Below are 19,017 nucleotides of genomic sequence, written 5' to 3'. Positions count from 1 at the left end.
ACGACCGAGGCACTTAACCGGCGCTCAGCCATGCATTCGCCACCTCGCCGCCCAACCCGTCGAGCGCACCGTCGTACACGATCCGTCCGCGCCCCATGACCGCGACGCGCCGCGCGAGCCACGGCGCGAACTGCAGCCGCTGCTCGATCAGCACGATCGCGACACCGTCGGCCTGCAGCGCGGCGAGGCATGCGCCGACTTCGTCGACCGCCAGCGGCGCGAGCCCTTCGGCCGGTTCGTCGACGATCAGCACGCGCGGGCGGGCGGCCAGCGCCCGCACCAGCGCGAGCACCTGCTGCTCGCCGCCCGACAGCCGCCCCGCTTTCACGTCCGCGCGCGCGGCCAGCAACGGAAAGCGGTCGAACAGCCGTTCGAGCGCCGTGCGTTCGGCCGCGCCGCCGGCGCCGCGCAGCCCGAGCCGCAGGTTGTCGCGTACCGTCAGCAGCGGGAACACGTCGCGGCTTTCGGCAACGTAAGCGACGCCGCGCCGCGCAATCTCGAACGTGCGCGCCCCCACGCATTCGGCGCCACCAATGCGCACCGAGCCGGCCGTGCGCACGAGCCCCATCACGGCCTTCGCGAGCGTCGAGCGCCCCGAGCCGTTGCGGCCGAGCAGCGCGAGCGTCTCGCCCGGCGCGAGCGTGAGATCGACACCGTCGAGCACGGGTTGCAGCCCGTACCACGCGCGCAGGTCGCGAATGTCGAGCAGCGCGCTCATGGGCCGCCCTCGCCCAGATAGGCGGCCCGCACGGCCGGATCGGCGCGGATCGCATCGGGCGCGCCGGTCGCGACCACCGTGCCGCGCACGAGCACCGTGATGCGTTCGGCGAAGCCGAACACCGCATCCATGTCGTGTTCGATCAGCAGGACCGTGCGCCCCTGCGTCGTCGCACGAATCAGCGCGATCATCCGCGCGGCCTGCGCGCGGCTCATGCCGGCCGTCGGCTCGTCGAGCAGCAGCGTGCGCGCGCCGCTCGCGAGTGCGATCCCGAGATCGAGCGCGCGCTGTTCCGCATAGCTCAGTTCGCCGGCGAGCGTGTCGCGGTGCGCATCGAGGCCGATATCGTGCAGCACGCGAGCGGCCGCGAGATCGACCGACGCCGATTCGCGCAGCCGGTTCCACCAGCGCCGCCGCTCGGCCGGCGCATGCAGCGCCGCGCAGCGCAGGTTGTCGAACACGGTCAGCCGCGCAAACGCGCTCGTCTGCTGGAAACTGCGGCCGATGCCGAGCCGGCTCGCGACGACCGGCCCGCGCCCGCGCAGCTCGACGCCGTGCAGCACGACGCGCCCGCGCGTCGGCCGCACCGCACCGGCGATCACGCCGAACAGCGTCGACTTGCCCGCGCCGTTCGGCCCGATCAGCGCATGGCGCTCGCCGGCCGCGATGCTCAGCTCGACGCCGTCGAGCACCGTCTGCGCGCCGAAGCGCTGCACCACGCCGTGCAGCGCGATCGCATTGCCGTTCATCGCCCGTCCTCCCGCTCGCCGGCTGGCCCGCCCGGCACGAGCCGCGCGCGCCAGCCCCACAGCAGCGTACCGATGCCGAACGCGGAGCACGCGACGGCCCAGCCGGCCGGCGTATCGGCGTCGATGCGCCACGCGCCGAATGCAAAGCCCGCGCCGTCGTCCTGTGCGAAGCGCCACGCATAGCCGAGCTCGGCCGCGCAGACGATCGCGACGCCCCAGAACACGAATGCGCCGACCGCGCACAGCATGCGCCACCGCTCGGCCGCCGGCGCGCCGGGCCGCAACGCATGCGCGAGCGCTTGCATGATCCCGGCGATGCCGCGCGGCGCGGCCACGACGATCACGACGAACAGCACGCCGAGATACAGCGCCCACGCGCGCGACAGGCCCGCGACGACGATGCTCAGAACCGTGAGCACGGCGGCACCGGCCGCCGGCCCGAAGAACGCGCCGGTGCCGCCGATCACCGCGGCGATCAGCACGGTCGCCGAACGCGCCATCGATACGCTGTCGGGCGTCGCGATCTCGACGTCGATCAGCGTCAGCGTGCCGGCGACGCCGGCGAAGAACGACGCGCAGGTGACCATCGCGAGCCGCACGCGGCGCGGATCGGAGCCGAGCGCGGCGACGCGCACCGGGTTGTCGCGCACCGCATTCGCGAGCCGCGCGAGCGGCGTGCGTGTCAGCGCGTGCATCGCCCACGCCGACGCGAGGCACCACGCGGCGATCACCGCATACGCCTGGACGGGTGCGCCGAAATGCCAGCCGCCCCACGGCGTGCCGCTCGCCCGGTCGATCGGCACGCCGCCGATTCCGCCGAACCAGGCCGGCACGCTCCACGCGGCGGCCGCGACGCACTCGCCGAGCCCGAGCGTGATCATCGCGAACGCGGTGCCCGAGCGGCGCGTCGCGAGCAGCCCGGCGGCAAAGCCGAAAGCGGCGCCGGCCACGCCGCCGACGAGCGGCAACAGCGGCAGCGGGCCGCCAAAGTGGTTGAACCAGTGCGCGGCCGCGAACGCGCCGAGGCCCGCGAACGCCGCGTGCCCGAACGACAGCAGCCCGGTCGTGCCGAGCTGCAGGTTGTACGACAGTGCGAGCACGACGAGCGCGGCCGTCTGTGCGAGATAGCCGAGCATCGCGCCATGCGGCCACAGCCAAGCGGGCAGCACGACGCAGGCGGCGAACAGAGACCAGCGCATGACGCCGGCGAGCATGCGGTTACGCATCGGCACGCTCGCCGAACAGCCCGCGCGGCCGCGCGACCAGCACCGCGACGAGCAGCAGGTACGGCACCAGCGGCGCGAGCTGCGCGATCGACACCGCAGCCACGCTGTCGGGCAGCGCGATGCCGGCCCATTCCGTGAGGTCGCGCAGCGACGTGTCGCTCGCGGCCGCGAAGGTCTGTGCGAAGCCGACCGCGAGCGACGCCGCGAACGCGCCGCCGAGCGAGCCGAGCCCGCCGATCACGACCACCGCGAACACGACCGACCCGACCGTTTCGGCCAGCGCGGGTTCGATCACCGCGAGCGGCGCGCCGATCACGCCGGCCAGCGCCGCGAGCGCGGTGCCCGCGCCGAACAGCGCCGTCATCACGCGCGGCACATCATAGCCGAGCGCCTCGACGGCCGCGCGGTGCGTGAGCGCCGCGCGCACGACGAGCCCGATGCGCGACGCGCGCAGCAGCGCGCCGAGCGCGACCAGCATCGCGGTGGACATCCCCATCATGAACAGCCGATAGCGCGGCAGCGCGAGGCCGAATACGGTGACGGGCGCGCCGTCGAACAGCGCCGGCACGGGCGCCGGCAACGGCGCGAGGCCCCATACGAGTTTCGCGCCCTCGCCGATCAGGTACGCGAGGCCGAAGGTCAGCAGCAGTTCGCTCGTATGGCCGCGCGCCTGCACGCGGCGCAGCAGCATGCGTTCGCAGCCGGCGCCGAGCAGCCCGACCGCGAGCGGCGCGAGCACCAGCGCGGGCCAGAAGCCCGCGCCGGCCGCGATGCTGTAGCCGACGTACGCGCCGAGCATGTAGAAGCTCGCATGCGCGAAATTGAGCACGCCCTGCACGCTGAAGATCAGCGTGAGGCCGGCCGACAGCATGAACAGCAGCAAGCCGTAGCTGAGGCCGTTGAAGGCCTGGAGTGCGAACGCGTGCACCGCGCAATCAGGCCGCGAGCGGCTCGAGCGCGGCGCGCAGCGCGTCGGGCAGCGGCACCGGCCGGCGCGTGCCGCGATCGACGTACACGTGCACGAAGTGCCCCTGTGCGGCGGGCGTGGCGTCGCCCTGCGCGAACAGCCCGACCTCGTAGCGCACGCTCGACGTGCCGAGCTTCACGACCCGCAGCCCGGCGTCGACCGACTGCGGGAACACGAGCGGCGCGAAGTAGTTGCATTGCGTCTCGACCACGAGGCCGATCGTCTGCCCGTGCTCGACGTCGAGCACGCCCGCGCGGATCAGGTATTCGTTCACGACCGTGTCGAAGTAGCTGTAGTAGACGACGTTGTTCACGTGCCCGTAGACGTCGTTGTCCATCCAGCGGGTCGTGATCGGCAGGAAGTGGCGATAGGCGTCGCGCGGACGCGGTTGCGGCTTGTCGGACATGGCGATGGCGGTCAGGACGAGGGAAGCGAGGGGGATGACGCGCGGCGCCCGCGGGACACGGCGCACCGGCATGAAGCGGAACGCCGCGCCGCGATCGCGCGCGGCACGGTGGAGACAACGCGGCTGGCGGGCCGGCCCGTCACTGCCCCGGCCGGTCGACGAACTCGAAATCGAGGCCGCGCGCCCGCATCCAGTCGGCGAGCGCGACGCCCGTGCCGGCCCGCCACGGGCGCAGCAGCGGCGGATCGACGAGCTTGTATTCGAGCAGTTCCGGCGACAGCGCGACCGTGCCCGAGGCACGCACGTGGTACGCGATGATCAGCTCGTTCTTGCGGATGAATTCGTAGACGCCGACGAGCGACACGTGCTCGGCCTTCAGCGCCGTTTCCTCGAAGACCTCGCGCGCGATGCCGTCCTCGGGCGTCTCGCCGTTCTCGAGGAAGCCGGTGATCAGCGCGAACATGCCTTCGGGCCAGGCCGCGTTGCGCGCGAGCAGGATCTTGCCGTCGAGCTCGACGATCGCGGCGACGACGGGCAGCGGGTTGTTCCAGTGCACATAGCCGCAGGTGTCGTCGGGGCAAGCCTGGCGAATGCGGCCGCCTTCATGATCGGGATCGGCGCGCTCGGTGAGCGGGCTCGCGCAGCGCGGGCAAAAGCGGTAATCGGCGGTGGTCATCGATGGGAATCTGGCAGGCGCCGGACGGCCGCCTGCCGGCTGCCCGCGCACCCGCTCGGCGCGGGAAAGGCTTCATTCTAGCGAGTTTGCCCGGGCCGCAGACGATCCGGCCCCGCCGACATCAGGGTTGCCGGCGCCCGCGTGCGGCGGTTGCCGCGAAGCCGGCGGCGCCCAGCAGCAGCGCGGCCACCGCAACCCACAGCGCGGGAGAAAACGACCCGAAGCGCGCGGCCAGCGGCGCCGCGACGAGCGGGCCGAGAATCTGCCCGACCCCGTACGACGCGGTCGCATAGCCCATCAGCCCGGCGGCCCGCTCGCCGTGCAAGCGCCGCGCCTCGCGCATCGCAAACAGCGTGATCGCGGTGAACGGCAGGCCGAGCAGCGCGCTGCCGACCGAGAAACCGGCCGCGTTCGGCCACACGATCCCGGCGGCAATGCCGAGCGCCTGCGTGGCGCACCCGGCCGCCAGCAGCAGCCGGTTGTCCCAGTGCCCGGGCAGCCGCGCGGCGGTGATCGCGCCGACGATCAGCGCCGCGCCGAACATCGGCCAGAACAGGTCTGGCCACGGCGAACCGGCCGGCAGCGCGGCGCGCGCGATCACCGGCAGGAACGTCGCGGTGATGATGTAGCCGAAGCCCGGCATGCCGTACAGCACGACGAGCCAAGCGCCGTCCGCGCGATGGCGGCGCTCATGCGCGTGGTGCGACGCGGTTGCGGCGGCCGCCTGCGGTGCGGCGCCGCCCGACGGCACGGCTTGCGCCGGAGTGGCCGCAAACGTGCGCCAGATCACGACCGACAGCACCGCGGACAGCGCGGCAAAACCGAGCCAGCCCGACGCCGCGCGCTGGCCGGCCAGCGCGCTGCCGATCAGCCCCGTCACCACGATGCCGACGCCGGGCCCCGCATAGATCACCCCGCTCCACTCGGGCGCGTGCAGGTCGGCCAGCCGGCGTAGCCCCCATTGCGACACGAACACGAACGTCCATGCGCTGACGACGCCCGCGACGAAGCGCACGGCGAGCCACACCGGCAGCAGGTGGCCGACACCCATCGCGGCGGTGAGCAGCACGGTGGCTACGAGCCCGACGCGCACCATGCGCGCGGGTGCCACCCGCAGCGCCGCGCAACTGACCGCGCCGACGAAGTAGCCCGCGTAGTTCGCCGACGCGAGCCAGCCGCCGGCCTTCAGGCCGATCGAGCCGTCCGCGAGCATCAGCGGCAACAAGGGCGTGAACGCAAAGCGGCCGACGCCGAGCACGACCGCGAGGCCGACCATGCAGGCCAGCGCGGCCGTGCGGGCGCGGCGGTCGGCATCATCGACGAAAGGCGCGCCGGCGGCGGCGGTCGGGGTATCGGAGCGGGACATGGCGGCAAGGGCCGGCGTTCAACGCGCCGGCCGGATCGGAAATCGGAATGCTTCCATCCTAGCTTGACCAAACGTTCTCGAAAAATGAATAATTGAGAATCCAATCATCGCTCGGAGAGAATCATGGACCTGGCGGCGCTGGCGATTTTCCGGGCCGTGGTGCGCGAGAACGGCGTGACGCGTGCGGCGGCCAAGCTCAATCGCGTGCAGTCGAACGTCACGACGCGCATCAAGCAGCTCGAGGAGGAACTCGGCGCGGCGCTGTTCGTGCGCGACGGCCGCCGGCTCGTGCTGACGCCGGCCGGCCATACGCTGCTGCCGTATGCGGAGCGCCTGCTCGCGCTCGCCGACGAGGCGCGCGACGCCATACGCGAGGACACGCCGCGCGGGCGGCTGCGGCTCGGCACGATGGAAAGCACGGCCGCGAGCCGCCTGCCGACCGTGCTCGCGCGCTATCACCATGCGTGGCCCGACGTATCGCTCGAGCTGCTGACGGGCACGACGGGCTGGCTGATCGACCGCGTGCGCGACTTCGAGATCGACGCCGCGCTGTTCGCCCGCCCGCCCGCGCCGGAGACGCTCCCCGACACGTTCGAGACGGTGCCGGTCTTCCGCGAGGACCTGGTGCTGCTCACGCCGCGCGGCCACCCGCCGGTGCGCACGCCGCGCGACGTGATCCTGCCGACGCTGATCGCGTTCGAGCGCGGCTGCACGTATCGCAAGTACGTCGAGCAGTGGTACGCGGCGCATGGCGTCAAGCCGGCGCGCGTGCTCGAACTCGGGTCGTATCACGCGATCGTCGCGTGCGTCGCGGCCGGCGCCGGCATCGCGGTCGCGCCGCGTTCGGTGCTCGACCTGCAGCCCGAGACCGGCAACATCACCGCGCATGTGATCCCCGAACTGGAAGGCATCGATACGCTGCTCGCGTGGCGCCAGGGGTATGCGTCGGCCGCGTTGGCCGCGTTGCGCGATGCGCTCACCGAGGCCGCACGGCAGGCGGATGGTGCAGCGAAGCCGCCGGTCACCGTGCCGGCCTGAATCGTCGGGCGCGGCCGGCACGCATCGTTCCGGCGGAGCAACAAAACGACCCGACCGGCGCATGCCGATCGGGTCGTTGTTCCATTCATGCGATGCGGTCAGCGAGACGGCATCGCATCAGCCGTGACGATCAGAGCCGCTCTTCGACCCAGCCCTTCACGCCAGCCAGCGCGCCCGGCAGGTTCGCCGGCTCGGTGCCGCCTGCCTGCGCCATGTCCGGACGGCCGCCGCCCTTGCCGCCGACCTGCTGCGCGACGAAGTTCACGAGTTCGCCGGCCTTGACCTTCTTGCTCGCGTCGGGCGTGACACCCGCGATCAGGCTGACCTTGCCGCCTTCGACGGCCGCCAGCACGATCGCCGCGCTCTTCAGCTTGTCCTTCAGCTTGTCGACCGTTTCGCGCAGCGTCTTCGCGTCGGCGCCGTCGAGCGTCGCGGCCAGCACGAACACGCCGCCGATTTCGACCGCCTGCTGCGCGAGCTCGTCGCCCTGGCTCGACGCCAGCTTCGACTTCAGCGCGCCCAGCTCCTTCTCGAGCGACTTCACCTGGTCCTGCACCTGCGCGATCCGCTGCGTGAGTTCCGACGGCTGCGCCTTCAGCGCGGCCGCGGCTTCGTTCACGCGCGCGTCGAGTTCCTGCACGTAGCGCACCGCGTTGTCGCCGGTGATCGCCTCGACGCGGCGGATGCCGGCCGCGACGCCGCCTTCGACGACGATCTTGAACAAGCCGATGTCGCCGGTGCGGTGCACGTGCGTACCGCCGCACAGTTCGCGCGAGAAGCCGAGGTCGAGCACGCGCACTTCATCGCCGTACTTCTCGCCGAACAGCGCCATCGCGCCGCCCTTCACCGCTTCGTCGTACGGCATCACACGCACGATGCCCGGCGCGTTCGCGAGGATTTCGTTGTTGACGATCTGCTCGACGCGACGGATTTCGTCGTCGGTCATCGGTGCGTTGTGCGCGAAGTCGAAGCGGGTCTTTTCCGCGTCGACCAGCGAACCCTTCTGCTGCACGTGCGCGCCGAGCACCTCGCGCAGCGCCTTGTGCATCAGGTGGGTGGCCGAGTGGTTGCGCTGCGTGCGGGCGCGGCGATGCGCGTCGATTTCCGCGCGCAGCACGTCGCCGACCTTCAGCGTGCCCTGCTCCAGCGTGCCGTGATGGCCGATCACGTCGGCCTGCACCTTCAGCGTGTCGGCCACCGCGAAGCGCGTCGCGGCGTTCGCGAGCACGCCCTGGTCGCCGACCTGGCCGCCCGATTCCGCGTAGAACGGCGTGTGGTCGAGCACGACGACCGCGTCCTGGCCCGCCTTCACTTCGTTGACCGACGAACCATCGACGTACAGCGCGACGACCTTCGCGTCGTCGAACGCGATTTCTTCATAGCCGTGGAAGGTGGTCTTCGCGCCCGTGTATTCGAGGCCCTGCGCGGCCTTGAACTTGCCGGCCGCACGCGCCTGCTCGCGCTGGCGCGCCATCGCGTCGTCGAATGCCGGCTCGTCGACCGTCATCCCGCGCTCGCGGCACACGTCGGCCGTCAGATCCAGCGGGAAGCCGTAGGTGTCGTGCAGCTTGAATGCGAGCTCGCCGTCGAGCACCTTGCCGCCCTTCGCCTCGACGTCGGCCAGCGCGGCTTCGAGGATCGACATGCCGTGCTCGATCGTCTCGAAGAAGCGCTCTTCTTCCTGGCGCAGCACGTCGGTCACGCGCTGCTCGGCTTCCTTCAGCTCCGGATAGGCCGTGCCCATCTCGGCGACGAGGTCGGCCACCAGCTTGTGGAAGAACGAACCCTTGCGGCCGAGCTTGTAGCCGTGACGGATCGCGCGGCGCACGATCCGGCGCAGCACGTAGCCGCGGCCTTCGTTGCCGGGGATCACGCCGTCGACGATCAGGAACGAGCAGGCGCGGATGTGATCGGCGATCACCTTCAGCGAGTTGTTCGTGAGGTCGCTGATCTCGGTCACGCGCGCGGCGGCCTTGATCAGGTTCTGGAACAGGTCGATCTCGTAGTTGCTGTGCACGTGCTGCAGCACCGCGGCGAGACGCTCGAGGCCCATGCCGGTGTCCACCGACTGCTTCGGCAGGCGCGTCATGTTGCCCTGCGCGTCGCGGTTGAACTGCATGAACACGAGGTTCCATATCTCGATGTAGCGGTCGCCGTCTTCTTCAGGCGATCCCGGCGGGCCGCCCCACACGTCCGGGCCGTGGTCGTAGAAGATTTCGGTACACGGGCCGCACGGGCCGGTGTCGCCCATCGTCCAGAAGTTGTCCGACGCGTAGCGCGCGCCCTTGTTGTCGCCGATGCGGATGATGCGCTCGGTCGGCACGCCGACTTCCTTCGCCCAGATGTCGTACGCCTCGTCGTCTTCCTGGTAGACCGTGACCCACAGCTTCTCTTTCGGCAGCTGGTAGACCGTGGTCAGCAGTTCCCACGCGAACTTGATCGCGTCGTGCTTGAAGTAGTCGCCGAACGAGAAGTTGCCGAGCATCTCGAAGAACGTGTGGTGGCGCGCCGTGTAGCCGACGTTCTCGAGGTCGTTGTGCTTGCCGCCCGCGCGCACGCTGCGCTGCGCCGTCGTGGCGCGCGAGTACGGACGCGGGTCCGTGCCGAGGAACACGTCCTTGAACTGGACCATGCCCGAGTTCGTGAACATCAGCGTGGGGTCGTTACCGGGCACGAGGCTCGACGAGCGGACGATCGTGTGGCCCTTCGATTCGAAGAATTTGAGGAATTTCTCGCGGATTTCGGCAGCTTTCATGGCGTGCGGGGACAGTCTGGCAAAGACGGCTTCAAACGCCGGCACCCTTGTCGGGGCGCGCGGCGGCATGGATTCGGAAACGATCGATTATACGGGATCGGGGCCGGCTTCCGGGCAAAGCGGCGGAAAGCGGCTCGGCCCTCGCGCCGGGCCGGAGGAGCCTGTTTCCGCTAATAACGGGCTTGCGAACGTGCCTTTCCGCCCGCAGTGCAAGGAGAGAGGAGGCGCAATAGCCGTAGCTATTGCAACGACGAACGACGCCGCAATGCGGGCGGAAAGGCGCGTTCCCCTGTTTGGAAAAATGCTCTCGTGGGGCTGGCCCCCAGAAGGGCCGATCGCTGCGTCATACTCCTTGCGAATACGTCGAGTATTCGCGGCGTCGCATTCCTTGCGCTCGGCCCTTCTGCGGGCCAGCGCAAGCCCGTTATTAGCGGAAACAGGCTCCAGGCCACTCGCGCAGCCGATTCGCCTTAAGATGCTCGGCATGCCAACCGGCCTTGCCCGACCAGGCGAGCCATGAAAGGAGACGATTCGACGATGGGTGCCCTGAGCCATATCCGCGTGCTGGACCTCACCCGCGTGCTCGCGGGCCCGTGGTGCGCGCAGACGCTTGCCGATTTCGGCGCGGACGTGATCAAGGTCGAGCGCCCCGGCGCCGGCGACGACACGCGCCACTGGGGGCCGCCGTACCTGAAGGACGCGGACGGCGCGGATACCGCCGAGGCCGCGTACTACCTCGCGGCGAACCGCAACAAGCGCTCGGTGACGGTCGACATCGCGACGCCCGAGGGCCAGCAGATCGTGCGCGAGCTCGCCGCGCAGAGCGACGTCGTGCTCGAGAACTACAAGGTCGGCCAGCTGAAGAAATACGGGCTCGACTACGATTCGCTGCGCGCGGTGAAACCCGACCTCGTCTACTGCTCGGTCACCGGGTTCGGCCAGACCGGCCCGTACGCGCACCGCGCGGGCTACGACTTCATCATCCAGGGGATCGGCGGCTTCATGAGCATCACCGGCGAGCGCGACGGCGAGCCGGGCGGCGGCCCGCAGAAGGCCGGCGTCGCGATCGCCGACCTCGCGACCGGCCTCTACTCGACGATCGCGGTGCTCGCCGCGCTCGCGCACCGCGACCGGACCGGCGAAGGCCAGTACATCGACATGGCGCTGCTCGACGTGCAGGTCGCGCTGCTCGCGAACATGAACACCAACTTCCTCGCGAGCGGCAAGCCGCCGGTGCGCTGGGGCAACGCGCATCCGAACATCGTGCCGTACCAGACGTTCCAGACGCGCGACGGGTGGATCATCGTCGCGGTCGGCAACGACGGGCAGTTCCGCAAGTTCGTCGAGGCCGGCGGCCGGCCCGAACTGGCGGACGACGAGCGTTTCGCGACGAATCCGTCGCGCGTGCGCCACCGCGACACGCTGGTGCCGATCCTCGCGGAGATGGTGAAGGCGCGCGACAAGGCCGACTGGATCGGCGCGCTCGAAGCGGCCGGCGTGCCGTGCGGCCCGATCAACGATCTCGACGAGGTGTTCGACAACGAGCAGGTCGTCGCGCGCGGGATGCAGGTGTCGCTGCCGCACCCGTGCGGCGCGGACGCGAAGCTCGTGCGCAACCCGATCCAGATGAGCGCGACGCCGCCGGAAGCACGCACGGCCCCGCCGCTGCTCGGCGCGCAGACCGACGACGTGCTGCGCGACATGCTCGGCTACGACGACACGAAGATCGCCGCGCTGCGGGCGAAACAGGCGATCTGAACGCGGCACGTGGTGGGGGCGCGGACGGACGGCGTGGCTGCGGCCTCAACCGCCGCCCCGCCCCGCGCGGTCGATTGGGCGGTCAGTCGAGCGGTCAATCGCGACGGGCGAGCGCGTCGAGCCAGCCGCGCGCCTCGGGCCAGTCGCCCAGCCCGCTGTCCGCATTGATGTGGCCGCGTGGGCCGATGTCGTGGAAGGCGCTGCCCCACGCGTTCGCGCAGGTGCGGGCGAACGCGAGCGAGCCATACGGATCGTCGCTGCTGGCGACGACGCAGGTCGGAAACGGCAGCCGTTCGAGCGGCACGGGCCCGAACCCATGCGCGTCAGCCGGAAACGCGGGACCGTCGGGATCGGGCAACGCGACGAGCAGCGCGCCGCGCACTTTGGCGAGCGCGGCCGGGCGCGCATAGCGCGTCGCCCACCACGCGGTGGTGAGCGTACCGAGGCTGTGGCCGGCAATCAGCACCGGCCCGCGTGCGGCCTCAACCGCGCGATCGAGCGCGAGACACCAGCCGTTGCGGAACGCACGGTCCCAGTCCGGCATCGCGACCCGCGAGAAGCGTGCGTCGGCACGCTCCCAGCGGCTCTGCCAGTGAAGCGGGCCCGAATTGGCGTAGCCCGGCAGGACGAGAACGGGTAAACGGCTCATGGAAAGTGCGTCGACGAATGAAATCGTTATGGTGCGTCGGCGCAGTGTCGCACACCCGTTCCTCCCTGATGCTGCCTGTCTGATTTTGGAAGGATGTGCGTGGGGTCGCGACGCGCTGAGCGCAGCGTCGCGACCGGACGTCAAGCCGCCGTTTTGCAGGCGGCTCGCGTCATGTCGGTCGGTCAGCGCACGTTCGCGCCGACGATACCGCCTGCCGCGGCGCCGGCGACCGTCCCGAGCGGGCCGCCCGTGACCAGGTAGCCGAGCGCGCCGCCCGCGGCTGCGCCGATACCGGCATTGCGCTGCGTATGCGTCATGGCGCACGCGCCGAGTTGCGACAGGGCCGCGACGATCACGGCGGTACGAACGATAAACGTGGTCTTTTTCATCATGGTTTTTAGTTTCCTCCCGCCGCGCGGCATCCCGGACGGCGGCATTGATTCGGTGAAGCCATCATAGGCAACGCCAAACGGCCCGGGCAATCCGATTTACGTCGTGTTACAGCCGACACAATATCGAGATAATCGGTCGAAACCCGCCCCCATCATGCCGCACGCCGCACGGGACGGACCCCGGTCAGGTAGAATCACGGGATTAAACCGGCGCGACGCGCGCGCCGACACAACCTGACGCCATCCGCATGAGCACCGAACGCAACGACGCCCCCGCGGCTTCCAATTTCATCCGCAACATCATCGACGACGACAACCGCACCGGCAAATGGGGCGGACGTGTCGAGACGCGCTTTCCGCCCGAGCCGAACGGCTATCTGCACATCGGCCATGCCAAGAGCATCTGCCTGAACTTCAGCGTCGCGCGCGACTACGGTGGCGTGTGCCACCTGCGCTTCGACGATACGAACCCGGAAAAGGAAAGCGTCGAGTACGTCGATTCGATCGTCGACGCGGTGCGCTGGCTCGGCTTCGACTGGCGCAAGGACGCGGTCGATCACCAGTACTTCGCGAGCGACTACTACGACAAGCTGTACGAGTTCGCCGAGCTGCTGATCCAGCGCGGCAAGGCCTATGTCGACAGCCAGAGCGCCGATGAAATGCGCGCGAACCGGGGCTCGCTGACGGAAGGCGGCAAGCCGTCGCCGTTCCGCGATCGCACGCCGGAAGAAAACCTCGACCTGTTCCGCCGCATGAAGGCCGGCGAGTTCAAGGAAGGCGAGCACGTGCTGCGCGCGAAGATCGACATGGCTTCGCCGAACATGAACATGCGCGACCCGGTGATCTACCGGATCCGCTACGCGCACCACTACCGCACCGGCGACGCATGGTGCGTGTATCCGATGTACGACTACACGCACTGCATCTCGGATGCGCTCGAAGGCATCACGCATTCGCTGTGCACGCTCGAATTCGAGGATCACCGCCCGCTGTACGACTGGGTGCTGAACGAACTCGCGGAAGCCGGCAAATTCACGCGCCCGCTGCCGCAACAGATCGAATTCTCGCGACTGAACCTCACGTACGCGATCACCAGCAAGCGCAAGCTGCTGCAGCTCGTGACCGAGGGCCACGTCGACGGCTGGGACGACCCGCGGATGCCGACGATCGTCGGCGTGCGCCGCCGCGGCTTCACGCCGGAGAGCATTCACCTGTTCTGCGAGCGGATCGGCGTGACGAAGATCGACTCGTGGATCGACATGAGCATCTTCGAAGGCGCGCTGCGCGACGACCTCGACGACAAGGCAGCCCGTACCGTCGCCGTGCTCGATCCGCTGAAGCTCGTGATCGACAACTATCCGGAAGACCTCGAGGAAGCGTGCACGGCGCCCGTGCACCCGCACCACCCGGATCGCGGCGTGCGCACGTTCCCGATCTCGCGCGAGCTGTGGATCGAGCGCGAGGATTTCGTCGAGAACCCGCCGAAGGGCTATTTCCGCCTGTTCCCGGGCAACAAGGTGCGCCTGCGCTACGGCTACGTGATCGAATGCACGGGCTTCGACAAGGACGCCGACGGCAACGTGACGGCCGTGCACTGCAACTACTTCCCGGACAGCAAGTCGGGCACCGAAGGCGCGAACACGTACAAGGTCAAGGGCAACATCCACTGGGTCAGCGCGAAGCATGCGCAGCCGGCCGAAGTGCGCATCTACGACCGTCTGTTCAAGGAGCCGCATCCGGACGCGGGCGGCGCGAACTTCCTCGAGGCGCTGAATCCCGACTCGAAGAAGATCGTGCAGGCCTACATCGAACCGGGCAATGACGACATCGCACCCGAGACGCGCCTGCAGTTCGAGCGTCACGGCTACTTCGTCGCCGATCGGGTCGATTCGAAGCCGGGCAAGCCGGTGTTCAACCGGATCGTCGGGCTGCGTGACAGCTGGGGCAAGCCGGCGTAACGGCATGCTTCGCACGCGGCTCGCGGCTTCGCAAGCCGCCGCCGCGTGACCATAAAAAAACCGGCCCCAGGGCCGGTTTTTTGTTGCGTGCTTCGAAGCGAAGCCGGGACATGGAGCCGCAGAAGCCGCCGCGCCCGTTCACTCCCCCATCAACCGCCGATGCAAATCCGCGAGCGACAGCTTCGTGCGAAACAGCCGCGCGAGGCTGCGGCTCGCATACGCGTCGATGTCGCCGGGTGGGGTCCAGCGATACGCATCCATCTCGGGAATCATCGAGCCGTCGCGACGGCTCGGAAACAGCGACGTGCACGTGCAGTGCGCGAGATCGACTTCGTCGTCGGCCACGCGCACCGCGAACAGGTGCAGATCCTTGTCGTGCCGGTACGCAAAGCGGCCAAGATCGAGCAGCCGATCGGCGCCGAACACGATGCCCGTTTCCTCGAGCAGTTCGCGCAGCGCCGCTTCGGCCGGCGTCTCGCCCGGCTCGCCCTGTCCTTTCGGGATGTCCCAGTGCGTGGTATCCGTCGCGTGCGCGAGGAACACGCGGCCGGCCGCATCGAGGATCACGACGCCGCACGACACCGTGCGCGGCGCGGCGCCCCGCTTCATCATGCGCGTGCTCAGCGTTTCTGCAGCTGCCACTTGCCCGCGGCCGTCTTGCAGTAGACGGGCTTGAGCGTCATCGTCTGGCCCTTCGCGGTGATCTCGGTGGCGACTTCACGGCAGGTCTTGCCGTCCGTCTCGGTCGTGGTCGGCGTGAGCTTCGCGTCGATCTGCGTGCCGCGACCGCTGCTCTGCCACGTCGTGGTTTCGCCGTCCTTGCCTTCGTCGCGCACCTGCACGACCGCCTTCGACAGCGACGCGCGGTCGGTCTTGCTGAAATAGCTGATCGGCGTGTCGTTCAGGAAGTTCAGGTTGTTCTGCGCATGGGCGGGCAGCATCGCGGCTGCGCACGCGGCGCCGGCCAGCACGCGCGTGACGACGGAAAGGGATGCACGCATCGACATGTTTTTTCTCCTTGGATGTTCGATCGAACGGCGTGGTGCAGGCCGGCGAACCGGGGGCCGGCCATTCGGTACGCACCACGCCCGTCAGCGAGCGAGCATAGCATGCGTGCTGTAATGAATGCCTCTACGGCTTGGCCGGCGCGGCCGTTTGCTGATATCCGTCAGTCAGCGTCCCCAGGAACGCGATCACGTCCTTGATCTCGGCCGCGTTCAGCGCCGGCTGGTCGCCGCGCTTGCGATCGAACGGTGGCTCGCGGTTGATGTTCGGCCAGTAGCGCTTGGGCAGGTCGTCATAGATCTGCACCTTGCCGTTCACGACCGGATAGAACTTCTCCGGATGGATGTCGCGTTCGACGTAGAAGCGCATCACGTCCTCCAGCGAGTGATACACGCCGTTGTGGAAGAACGTCTTGCGCAGCGCGACGTTGCGCAGCGACGGCGTGCGGAACAGCCCGCAGAATTCGTCGCGGCCCTTCAGGTCGGTCCGCTCGGGGCCGCACGCGCCGAGATCGTGGAAACGCGGGTCGTGATTGACAGGCAGCGCGCGGTTGCGCGGCACCGCGATCGCGATCAGCCCGAAATCGCTGAACTGCGGCGGGCCGCCCTCGAGCGTGCGCTGGCTGATGTGGCAGCTCGCGCAGTTGCCCTTCTTCTCGTCGTTGAACAGCTGCAGCCCGCGCAACTCCGCTGGCGTGAGTTGCGCATGACCGGCCAGATACGCGTCGTACTTGCTCGTGTACGGATCGAACAGCGCCGGCTGCTGCTGGAACGCGTCGAGCGCGCGCAGCACCGCGTCGAAGGTCGCCTGGTCGTCGCCGAGCACCTGGTCGCCGAACGCCTTGCGGAACGCGTCCGCATAAGGTGCGGCGCGAACCGCCTTCGCGACCCTCGCCGGCGAGCTGCTCATCTCGAATGGCGACGTGAGCGGAATGCGCGCCTGCGCGTCGCGGGTGTCGACGCGACCGTCCCAGGTCAGCCCGCCGGTCGGCCCCGCGTCGATGCTTTCGTCACCTTCGTCCGGCGAATCGTGGAAGTGCTCGCTGAACGGTGGAATGCCGCGCAGGTACTTCAACGACGGCACGGCGCGAAAGCCCGTGCGGTGCATGTCGTCGCCGCCGAGCTGCACCGACAGCGCGTTCGGCGGCCCGAACGCATGCTCGGCGCTATGGCACGACGCGCAGGCGAGCTTGCCGGAGCCCGACAGCGACGGATCGAAGAACAACTGCTTGCCGAGCACCGTCATCTGCTTGACGCCCTCGAATACCTGCGCGCGCGTCTGCGGCTGGCTGGCCGGCGCCACCGCAGGCGCGGCCGGGGCCGCTTGCGCCGCCGGCACGACGGACGCGGCCGGCGTAGTCGCGCCGGGCCGCGCATCGCAACCGGCGAGCGCCGCAAGCCCGGCGGCCAGCGCCAGCGCGGCCGCGGCAGGGGTCAACGATCGCGCGAGCGCGCAGGGTTTCAGAAGGCTGGGCATCGTCGTTCTTCTTGTAGCGGTGGGCAATCGGCCGGAGCTTATGTCAGTTCCATGACCGTTGCATGACGTTCCACCGACAGTCAATTGAAAGCAGCCCTACACCCGCCTGTCAAATCGGTTCCAGATAATGCGCGCAACCGGTCGGTGCCTCGCAATGCCCGCACCGGCCGTACCTCAACCCGGTTCCCACACGCGACAAACGACGAAAGAGAGAACATCGCATGAAGAAGCACGCCTGGATTCGCTATACGCCGATCGCCCTCGCGGCCGCGCTCAGCCTGACCGCCTGCGGCGGCGACGATGTCACGCAGCAAGGCCTGTCGGCCGTCAAGAACGTGGTCGTGATCTACGCGGAAAACCGCAGCTTCGACAACCTGTATGGCAACTTCCCCGGCGCGAACGGCCTGCAGAACGCCACGGCCGCGAACTCGGTGCAAAAGGATCGCGACGGCTCGACGATGGCGACGCTGCCGAAGATCTGGGGCGGCCTGACCGCGACCGGCATCACGCCGGCGGTGACCGAGGCGATGACGGCGAACCTGCCGAACACGCCGTTCGCGATCGACGATCCGAAAGGCTTCAACCAGTCGATGAGCATCGCGACGCGTGACATCGTGCACCGCTTCTACCAGGACCAGATGCAGATCAACGGCGGCAAGAACGACATGTATGCCGCGTGGACCGATGCGGGCGGCCTGACGATGGGCCACTACACCGCCGACCCGTCGAAGCTGCCGCTGTGGAAGGTCGCGCAGCAGTACGTGCTGGCCGACAACTTCTTCATGGGTGCGTTCGGCGGCTCGTTCCTGAACCACCAGTACCTGATCTGCGCGTGCGCGCCGTTCTATGCGAACGCGGACAAGAGCCCGGCGGCCGGCAAGATCGCAGTCCTGAACGCCGACGGCAAGTCGCTGAAGGTCGCCGCGAACTCGCCGGCCTCGGCGCTGAGCGGGCCGCCGAAGTTCGTCAACGACGGCGCGCTGACGCCTGACTTCTACGGCATCAACACGATGCAGCCGGCGTACCAGCCGAGCGGCAACAAGGCGGCCACGGGCGGCGATCCGCTGCTCGCCGACCCGGCCAATCCGTCGACGATGCCGCCGCAGACGGCGACCAACATCGGCGACCTGATGACCAACGCGGGCGTGTCGTGGGCATGGTACAGCGGCGCGTGGGGCCAGGCGCTGCAGGCGAGCCAGAACGGCACGTCGAACGTGATCTACGGTGCCGATCTGTCGACGCCGAACTTCCAGCCGCACCACCAGCCGTTCAACTACTTCGCGAACCAGGCGCCGGGCACCGCGAGCCGCGCGCAGCACCTGCTCGACGGCGGCGCGAACGGCGCCGAGTTCATCAAGGCGATCGATGCGGGCACGCTGCCGCAGGTCACGTTCTACAAGCCGCAGGGAAACCTGAACGAGCACCCGGGCTACACGGACGTCACCTCGGGCGACCAACACATCGCCGACGTGATCGCGCACCTGCAGGCCAGCCCGCAGTGGAAGAACATGGTCGTGATCGTCACGTACGACGAAAACGGCGGTTTCTGGGATCATGCCGCGCCGCCGACCGCCGACCGCTGGGGCCCCGGCACCCGCATTCCGGCGCTGATCGTGTCGCCGTACGCGAAGAAGGGCTTCGTCGACCACACGCAGTACGACACCGGGTCGATCCTGCGCTTCATCACGCGCCGCTTCTCGCTGCCGCGCCTCGCGGGCCTGCAACAGCGCGACGACGCGCTGAAGGCCAACGGCGCGCAGCCGATGGGCGACCTGACGAACGCACTGCAACTGTCGCCGAACCTGTAACGGCCCGGCGGCACTGCAACGAACCGGCCGGCGCGATGCCGGCCACCCCATGACAAAGGGCGGCTCCGGC

The 19,017-nt window shown here is 69.2% G+C and carries 17 protein-coding genes; 4 read left to right on the top strand and 13 right to left on the bottom strand.

Annotated features, from left to right (window positions below; genetic code table 11):
* Positions 1-13: 13 nt before the first annotated feature.
* The 7 genes from CFB47_RS08350 to CFB47_RS08320 form a co-directional block, all read right to left on the bottom strand.
* Positions 14-718, bottom strand: coding sequence for an ABC transporter ATP-binding protein (locus CFB47_RS08350; protein WP_089460925.1), 705 nt, complete (start codon positions 716-718; stop codon positions 14-16).
* Positions 715-1,467 (bottom strand): ABC transporter ATP-binding protein, encoded by a 753-nt coding sequence (locus tag CFB47_RS08345; protein ID WP_089460924.1) that lies wholly within the window; start codon positions 1,465-1,467, stop codon positions 715-717. Before CFB47_RS08345 ends, CFB47_RS08350 begins: the two co-directional genes overlap by 4 nt.
* On the bottom strand, positions 1,464-2,693 hold the full coding sequence (locus CFB47_RS08340; protein WP_089460923.1) for a branched-chain amino acid ABC transporter permease: 1,230 nt from the start codon (positions 2,691-2,693) through the stop codon (positions 1,464-1,466). Before CFB47_RS08340 ends, CFB47_RS08345 begins: the two co-directional genes overlap by 4 nt.
* On the bottom strand, positions 2,686-3,621 hold the full coding sequence (locus CFB47_RS08335; protein ID WP_089456051.1) for a branched-chain amino acid ABC transporter permease: 936 nt from the start codon (positions 3,619-3,621) through the stop codon (positions 2,686-2,688). Before CFB47_RS08335 ends, CFB47_RS08340 begins: the two co-directional genes overlap by 8 nt.
* A 7-nt stretch (positions 3,622-3,628) precedes the next feature.
* The gene (locus CFB47_RS08330) at positions 3,629-4,066 is read right to left on the bottom strand and encodes a thioesterase family protein (RefSeq protein WP_089425894.1); all 438 of its coding nucleotides are present in this window, start codon (positions 4,064-4,066) and stop codon (positions 3,629-3,631) included.
* 139 nt (positions 4,067-4,205) lie between these two features.
* Positions 4,206-4,742 carry an NUDIX domain-containing protein gene (locus tag CFB47_RS08325; protein WP_039347430.1) on the bottom strand — a complete coding sequence of 179 codons (537 nt, stop codon included), beginning with the start codon at positions 4,740-4,742 and terminating at the stop codon, positions 4,206-4,208.
* A gap of 121 nt (positions 4,743-4,863) precedes the next feature.
* Entirely contained in the window at positions 4,864-6,108 is a 1,245-nt protein-coding gene (locus tag CFB47_RS08320; protein WP_089460922.1) for a YbfB/YjiJ family MFS transporter, read from the bottom strand.
* A gap of 123 nt (positions 6,109-6,231) precedes the next feature.
* On the opposite strand from CFB47_RS08320, the gene CFB47_RS08315 reads away from it, so the two are divergent.
* The gene (locus tag CFB47_RS08315; RefSeq protein ID WP_089460921.1) at positions 6,232-7,146 is read left to right on the top strand and encodes a LysR family transcriptional regulator; all 915 of its coding nucleotides are present in this window, start codon (positions 6,232-6,234) and stop codon (positions 7,144-7,146) included.
* 130 nt (positions 7,147-7,276) lie between these two features.
* On the opposite strand, the gene alaS is transcribed toward CFB47_RS08315, so the two are convergent.
* Positions 7,277-9,901, bottom strand: a complete 2,625-nt coding sequence (gene alaS, locus CFB47_RS08310; protein ID WP_089456047.1) for an alanine--tRNA ligase — start codon at positions 9,899-9,901, stop codon at positions 7,277-7,279.
* Positions 9,902-10,438: 537 nt separating this feature from the next.
* Between alaS and CFB47_RS08305 the strand changes: the two genes are divergently transcribed.
* The gene (locus CFB47_RS08305; protein ID WP_089460920.1) at positions 10,439-11,659 is read left to right on the top strand and encodes a CaiB/BaiF CoA-transferase family protein; all 1,221 of its coding nucleotides are present in this window, start codon (positions 10,439-10,441) and stop codon (positions 11,657-11,659) included.
* 94 nt (positions 11,660-11,753) lie between these two features.
* Here CFB47_RS08305 and CFB47_RS08300 read toward each other — a convergent pair whose 3' ends face one another.
* Complete coding sequence (locus CFB47_RS08300) at positions 11,754-12,308, bottom strand: alpha/beta hydrolase (RefSeq protein ID WP_089456045.1); 555 nt, start codon at positions 12,306-12,308, stop codon at positions 11,754-11,756.
* A gap of 182 nt (positions 12,309-12,490) precedes the next feature.
* Complete coding sequence (locus CFB47_RS08295; protein ID WP_011351716.1) at positions 12,491-12,700, bottom strand: ornithine acetyltransferase; 210 nt, start codon at positions 12,698-12,700, stop codon at positions 12,491-12,493.
* Positions 12,701-12,948: 248 nt separating this feature from the next.
* On the opposite strand from CFB47_RS08295, the gene CFB47_RS08290 reads away from it, so the two are divergent.
* Positions 12,949-14,658 (top strand): glutamine--tRNA ligase/YqeY domain fusion protein, encoded by a 1,710-nt coding sequence (locus CFB47_RS08290; protein ID WP_039347445.1) that lies wholly within the window; start codon positions 12,949-12,951, stop codon positions 14,656-14,658.
* Between the two features lie 138 nt (positions 14,659-14,796).
* On the opposite strand, the gene CFB47_RS08285 is transcribed toward CFB47_RS08290, so the two are convergent.
* The 3 genes from CFB47_RS08285 to CFB47_RS08275 form a co-directional block, all read right to left on the bottom strand.
* Positions 14,797-15,267: an NUDIX hydrolase gene (locus CFB47_RS08285; RefSeq protein ID WP_089461385.1), complete on the bottom strand. Its 471-nt coding sequence runs from the start codon at positions 15,265-15,267 to the stop codon at positions 14,797-14,799.
* Positions 15,268-15,278: 11 nt separating this feature from the next.
* Positions 15,279-15,665 (bottom strand): hypothetical protein, encoded by a 387-nt coding sequence (locus CFB47_RS08280; RefSeq protein WP_089439824.1) that lies wholly within the window; start codon positions 15,663-15,665, stop codon positions 15,279-15,281.
* 124 nt (positions 15,666-15,789) lie between these two features.
* Positions 15,790-17,139: a cytochrome-c peroxidase gene (locus CFB47_RS08275; protein WP_089460919.1), complete on the bottom strand. Its 1,350-nt coding sequence runs from the start codon at positions 17,137-17,139 to the stop codon at positions 15,790-15,792.
* 221 nt (positions 17,140-17,360) lie between these two features.
* On the opposite strand from CFB47_RS08275, the gene CFB47_RS08270 reads away from it, so the two are divergent.
* Positions 17,361-18,947: an acid phosphatase gene (locus CFB47_RS08270; RefSeq protein WP_089456043.1), complete on the top strand. Its 1,587-nt coding sequence runs from the start codon at positions 17,361-17,363 to the stop codon at positions 18,945-18,947.
* Positions 18,948-19,017: the final 70 nt, after the last annotated feature.

This window comes from Burkholderia sp. AU27893 (assembly GCF_002223205.1).
Classification (GTDB): domain Bacteria; phylum Pseudomonadota; class Gammaproteobacteria; order Burkholderiales; family Burkholderiaceae; genus Burkholderia.
The sequence above is the reverse complement of the archived record's forward strand: the minus strand, read 5'-3'. Positions and strand labels throughout refer to the sequence as shown.

Excerpts from the sequence above, each read along its gene's own strand:
- CFB47_RS08350 (WP_089460925.1), bottom strand. The coding sequence starts at position 718 with ATGAGCGCGCTGCTCGACATTCGCGACCTGCGCGCGTGGTACGGGCTG.
- CFB47_RS08345 (WP_089460924.1), bottom strand. The coding sequence starts at position 1,467 with ATGAACGGCAATGCGATCGCGCTGCACGGCGTGGTGCAGCGCTTCGGC.
- CFB47_RS08340 (WP_089460923.1), bottom strand. The coding sequence starts at position 2,693 with ATGCGTAACCGCATGCTCGCCGGCGTCATGCGCTGGTCTCTGTTCGCC.
- CFB47_RS08330 (WP_089425894.1), bottom strand. The coding sequence starts at position 4,066 with ATGTCCGACAAGCCGCAACCGCGTCCGCGCGACGCCTATCGCCACTTC.
- CFB47_RS08325 (WP_039347430.1), bottom strand. The coding sequence starts at position 4,742 with ATGACCACCGCCGATTACCGCTTTTGCCCGCGCTGCGCGAGCCCGCTC.
- CFB47_RS08320 (WP_089460922.1), bottom strand. The coding sequence starts at position 6,108 with ATGTCCCGCTCCGATACCCCGACCGCCGCCGCCGGCGCGCCTTTCGTC.
- CFB47_RS08315 (WP_089460921.1), top strand. The coding sequence starts at position 6,232 with ATGGACCTGGCGGCGCTGGCGATTTTCCGGGCCGTGGTGCGCGAGAAC.
- alaS (WP_089456047.1), bottom strand. The coding sequence starts at position 9,901 with ATGAAAGCTGCCGAAATCCGCGAGAAATTCCTCAAATTCTTCGAATCG.
- CFB47_RS08305 (WP_089460920.1), top strand. The coding sequence starts at position 10,439 with ATGGGTGCCCTGAGCCATATCCGCGTGCTGGACCTCACCCGCGTGCTC.
- CFB47_RS08300 (WP_089456045.1), bottom strand. The coding sequence starts at position 12,308 with ATGAGCCGTTTACCCGTTCTCGTCCTGCCGGGCTACGCCAATTCGGGC.
- CFB47_RS08295 (WP_011351716.1), bottom strand. The coding sequence starts at position 12,700 with ATGATGAAAAAGACCACGTTTATCGTTCGTACCGCCGTGATCGTCGCG.
- CFB47_RS08290 (WP_039347445.1), top strand. The coding sequence starts at position 12,949 with ATGAGCACCGAACGCAACGACGCCCCCGCGGCTTCCAATTTCATCCGC.
- CFB47_RS08285 (WP_089461385.1), bottom strand. The coding sequence starts at position 15,267 with ATGAAGCGGGGCGCCGCGCCGCGCACGGTGTCGTGCGGCGTCGTGATC.
- CFB47_RS08280 (WP_089439824.1), bottom strand. The coding sequence starts at position 15,665 with ATGTCGATGCGTGCATCCCTTTCCGTCGTCACGCGCGTGCTGGCCGGC.
- CFB47_RS08275 (WP_089460919.1), bottom strand. The coding sequence starts at position 17,139 with ATGCCCAGCCTTCTGAAACCCTGCGCGCTCGCGCGATCGTTGACCCCT.
- CFB47_RS08270 (WP_089456043.1), top strand. The coding sequence starts at position 17,361 with ATGAAGAAGCACGCCTGGATTCGCTATACGCCGATCGCCCTCGCGGCC.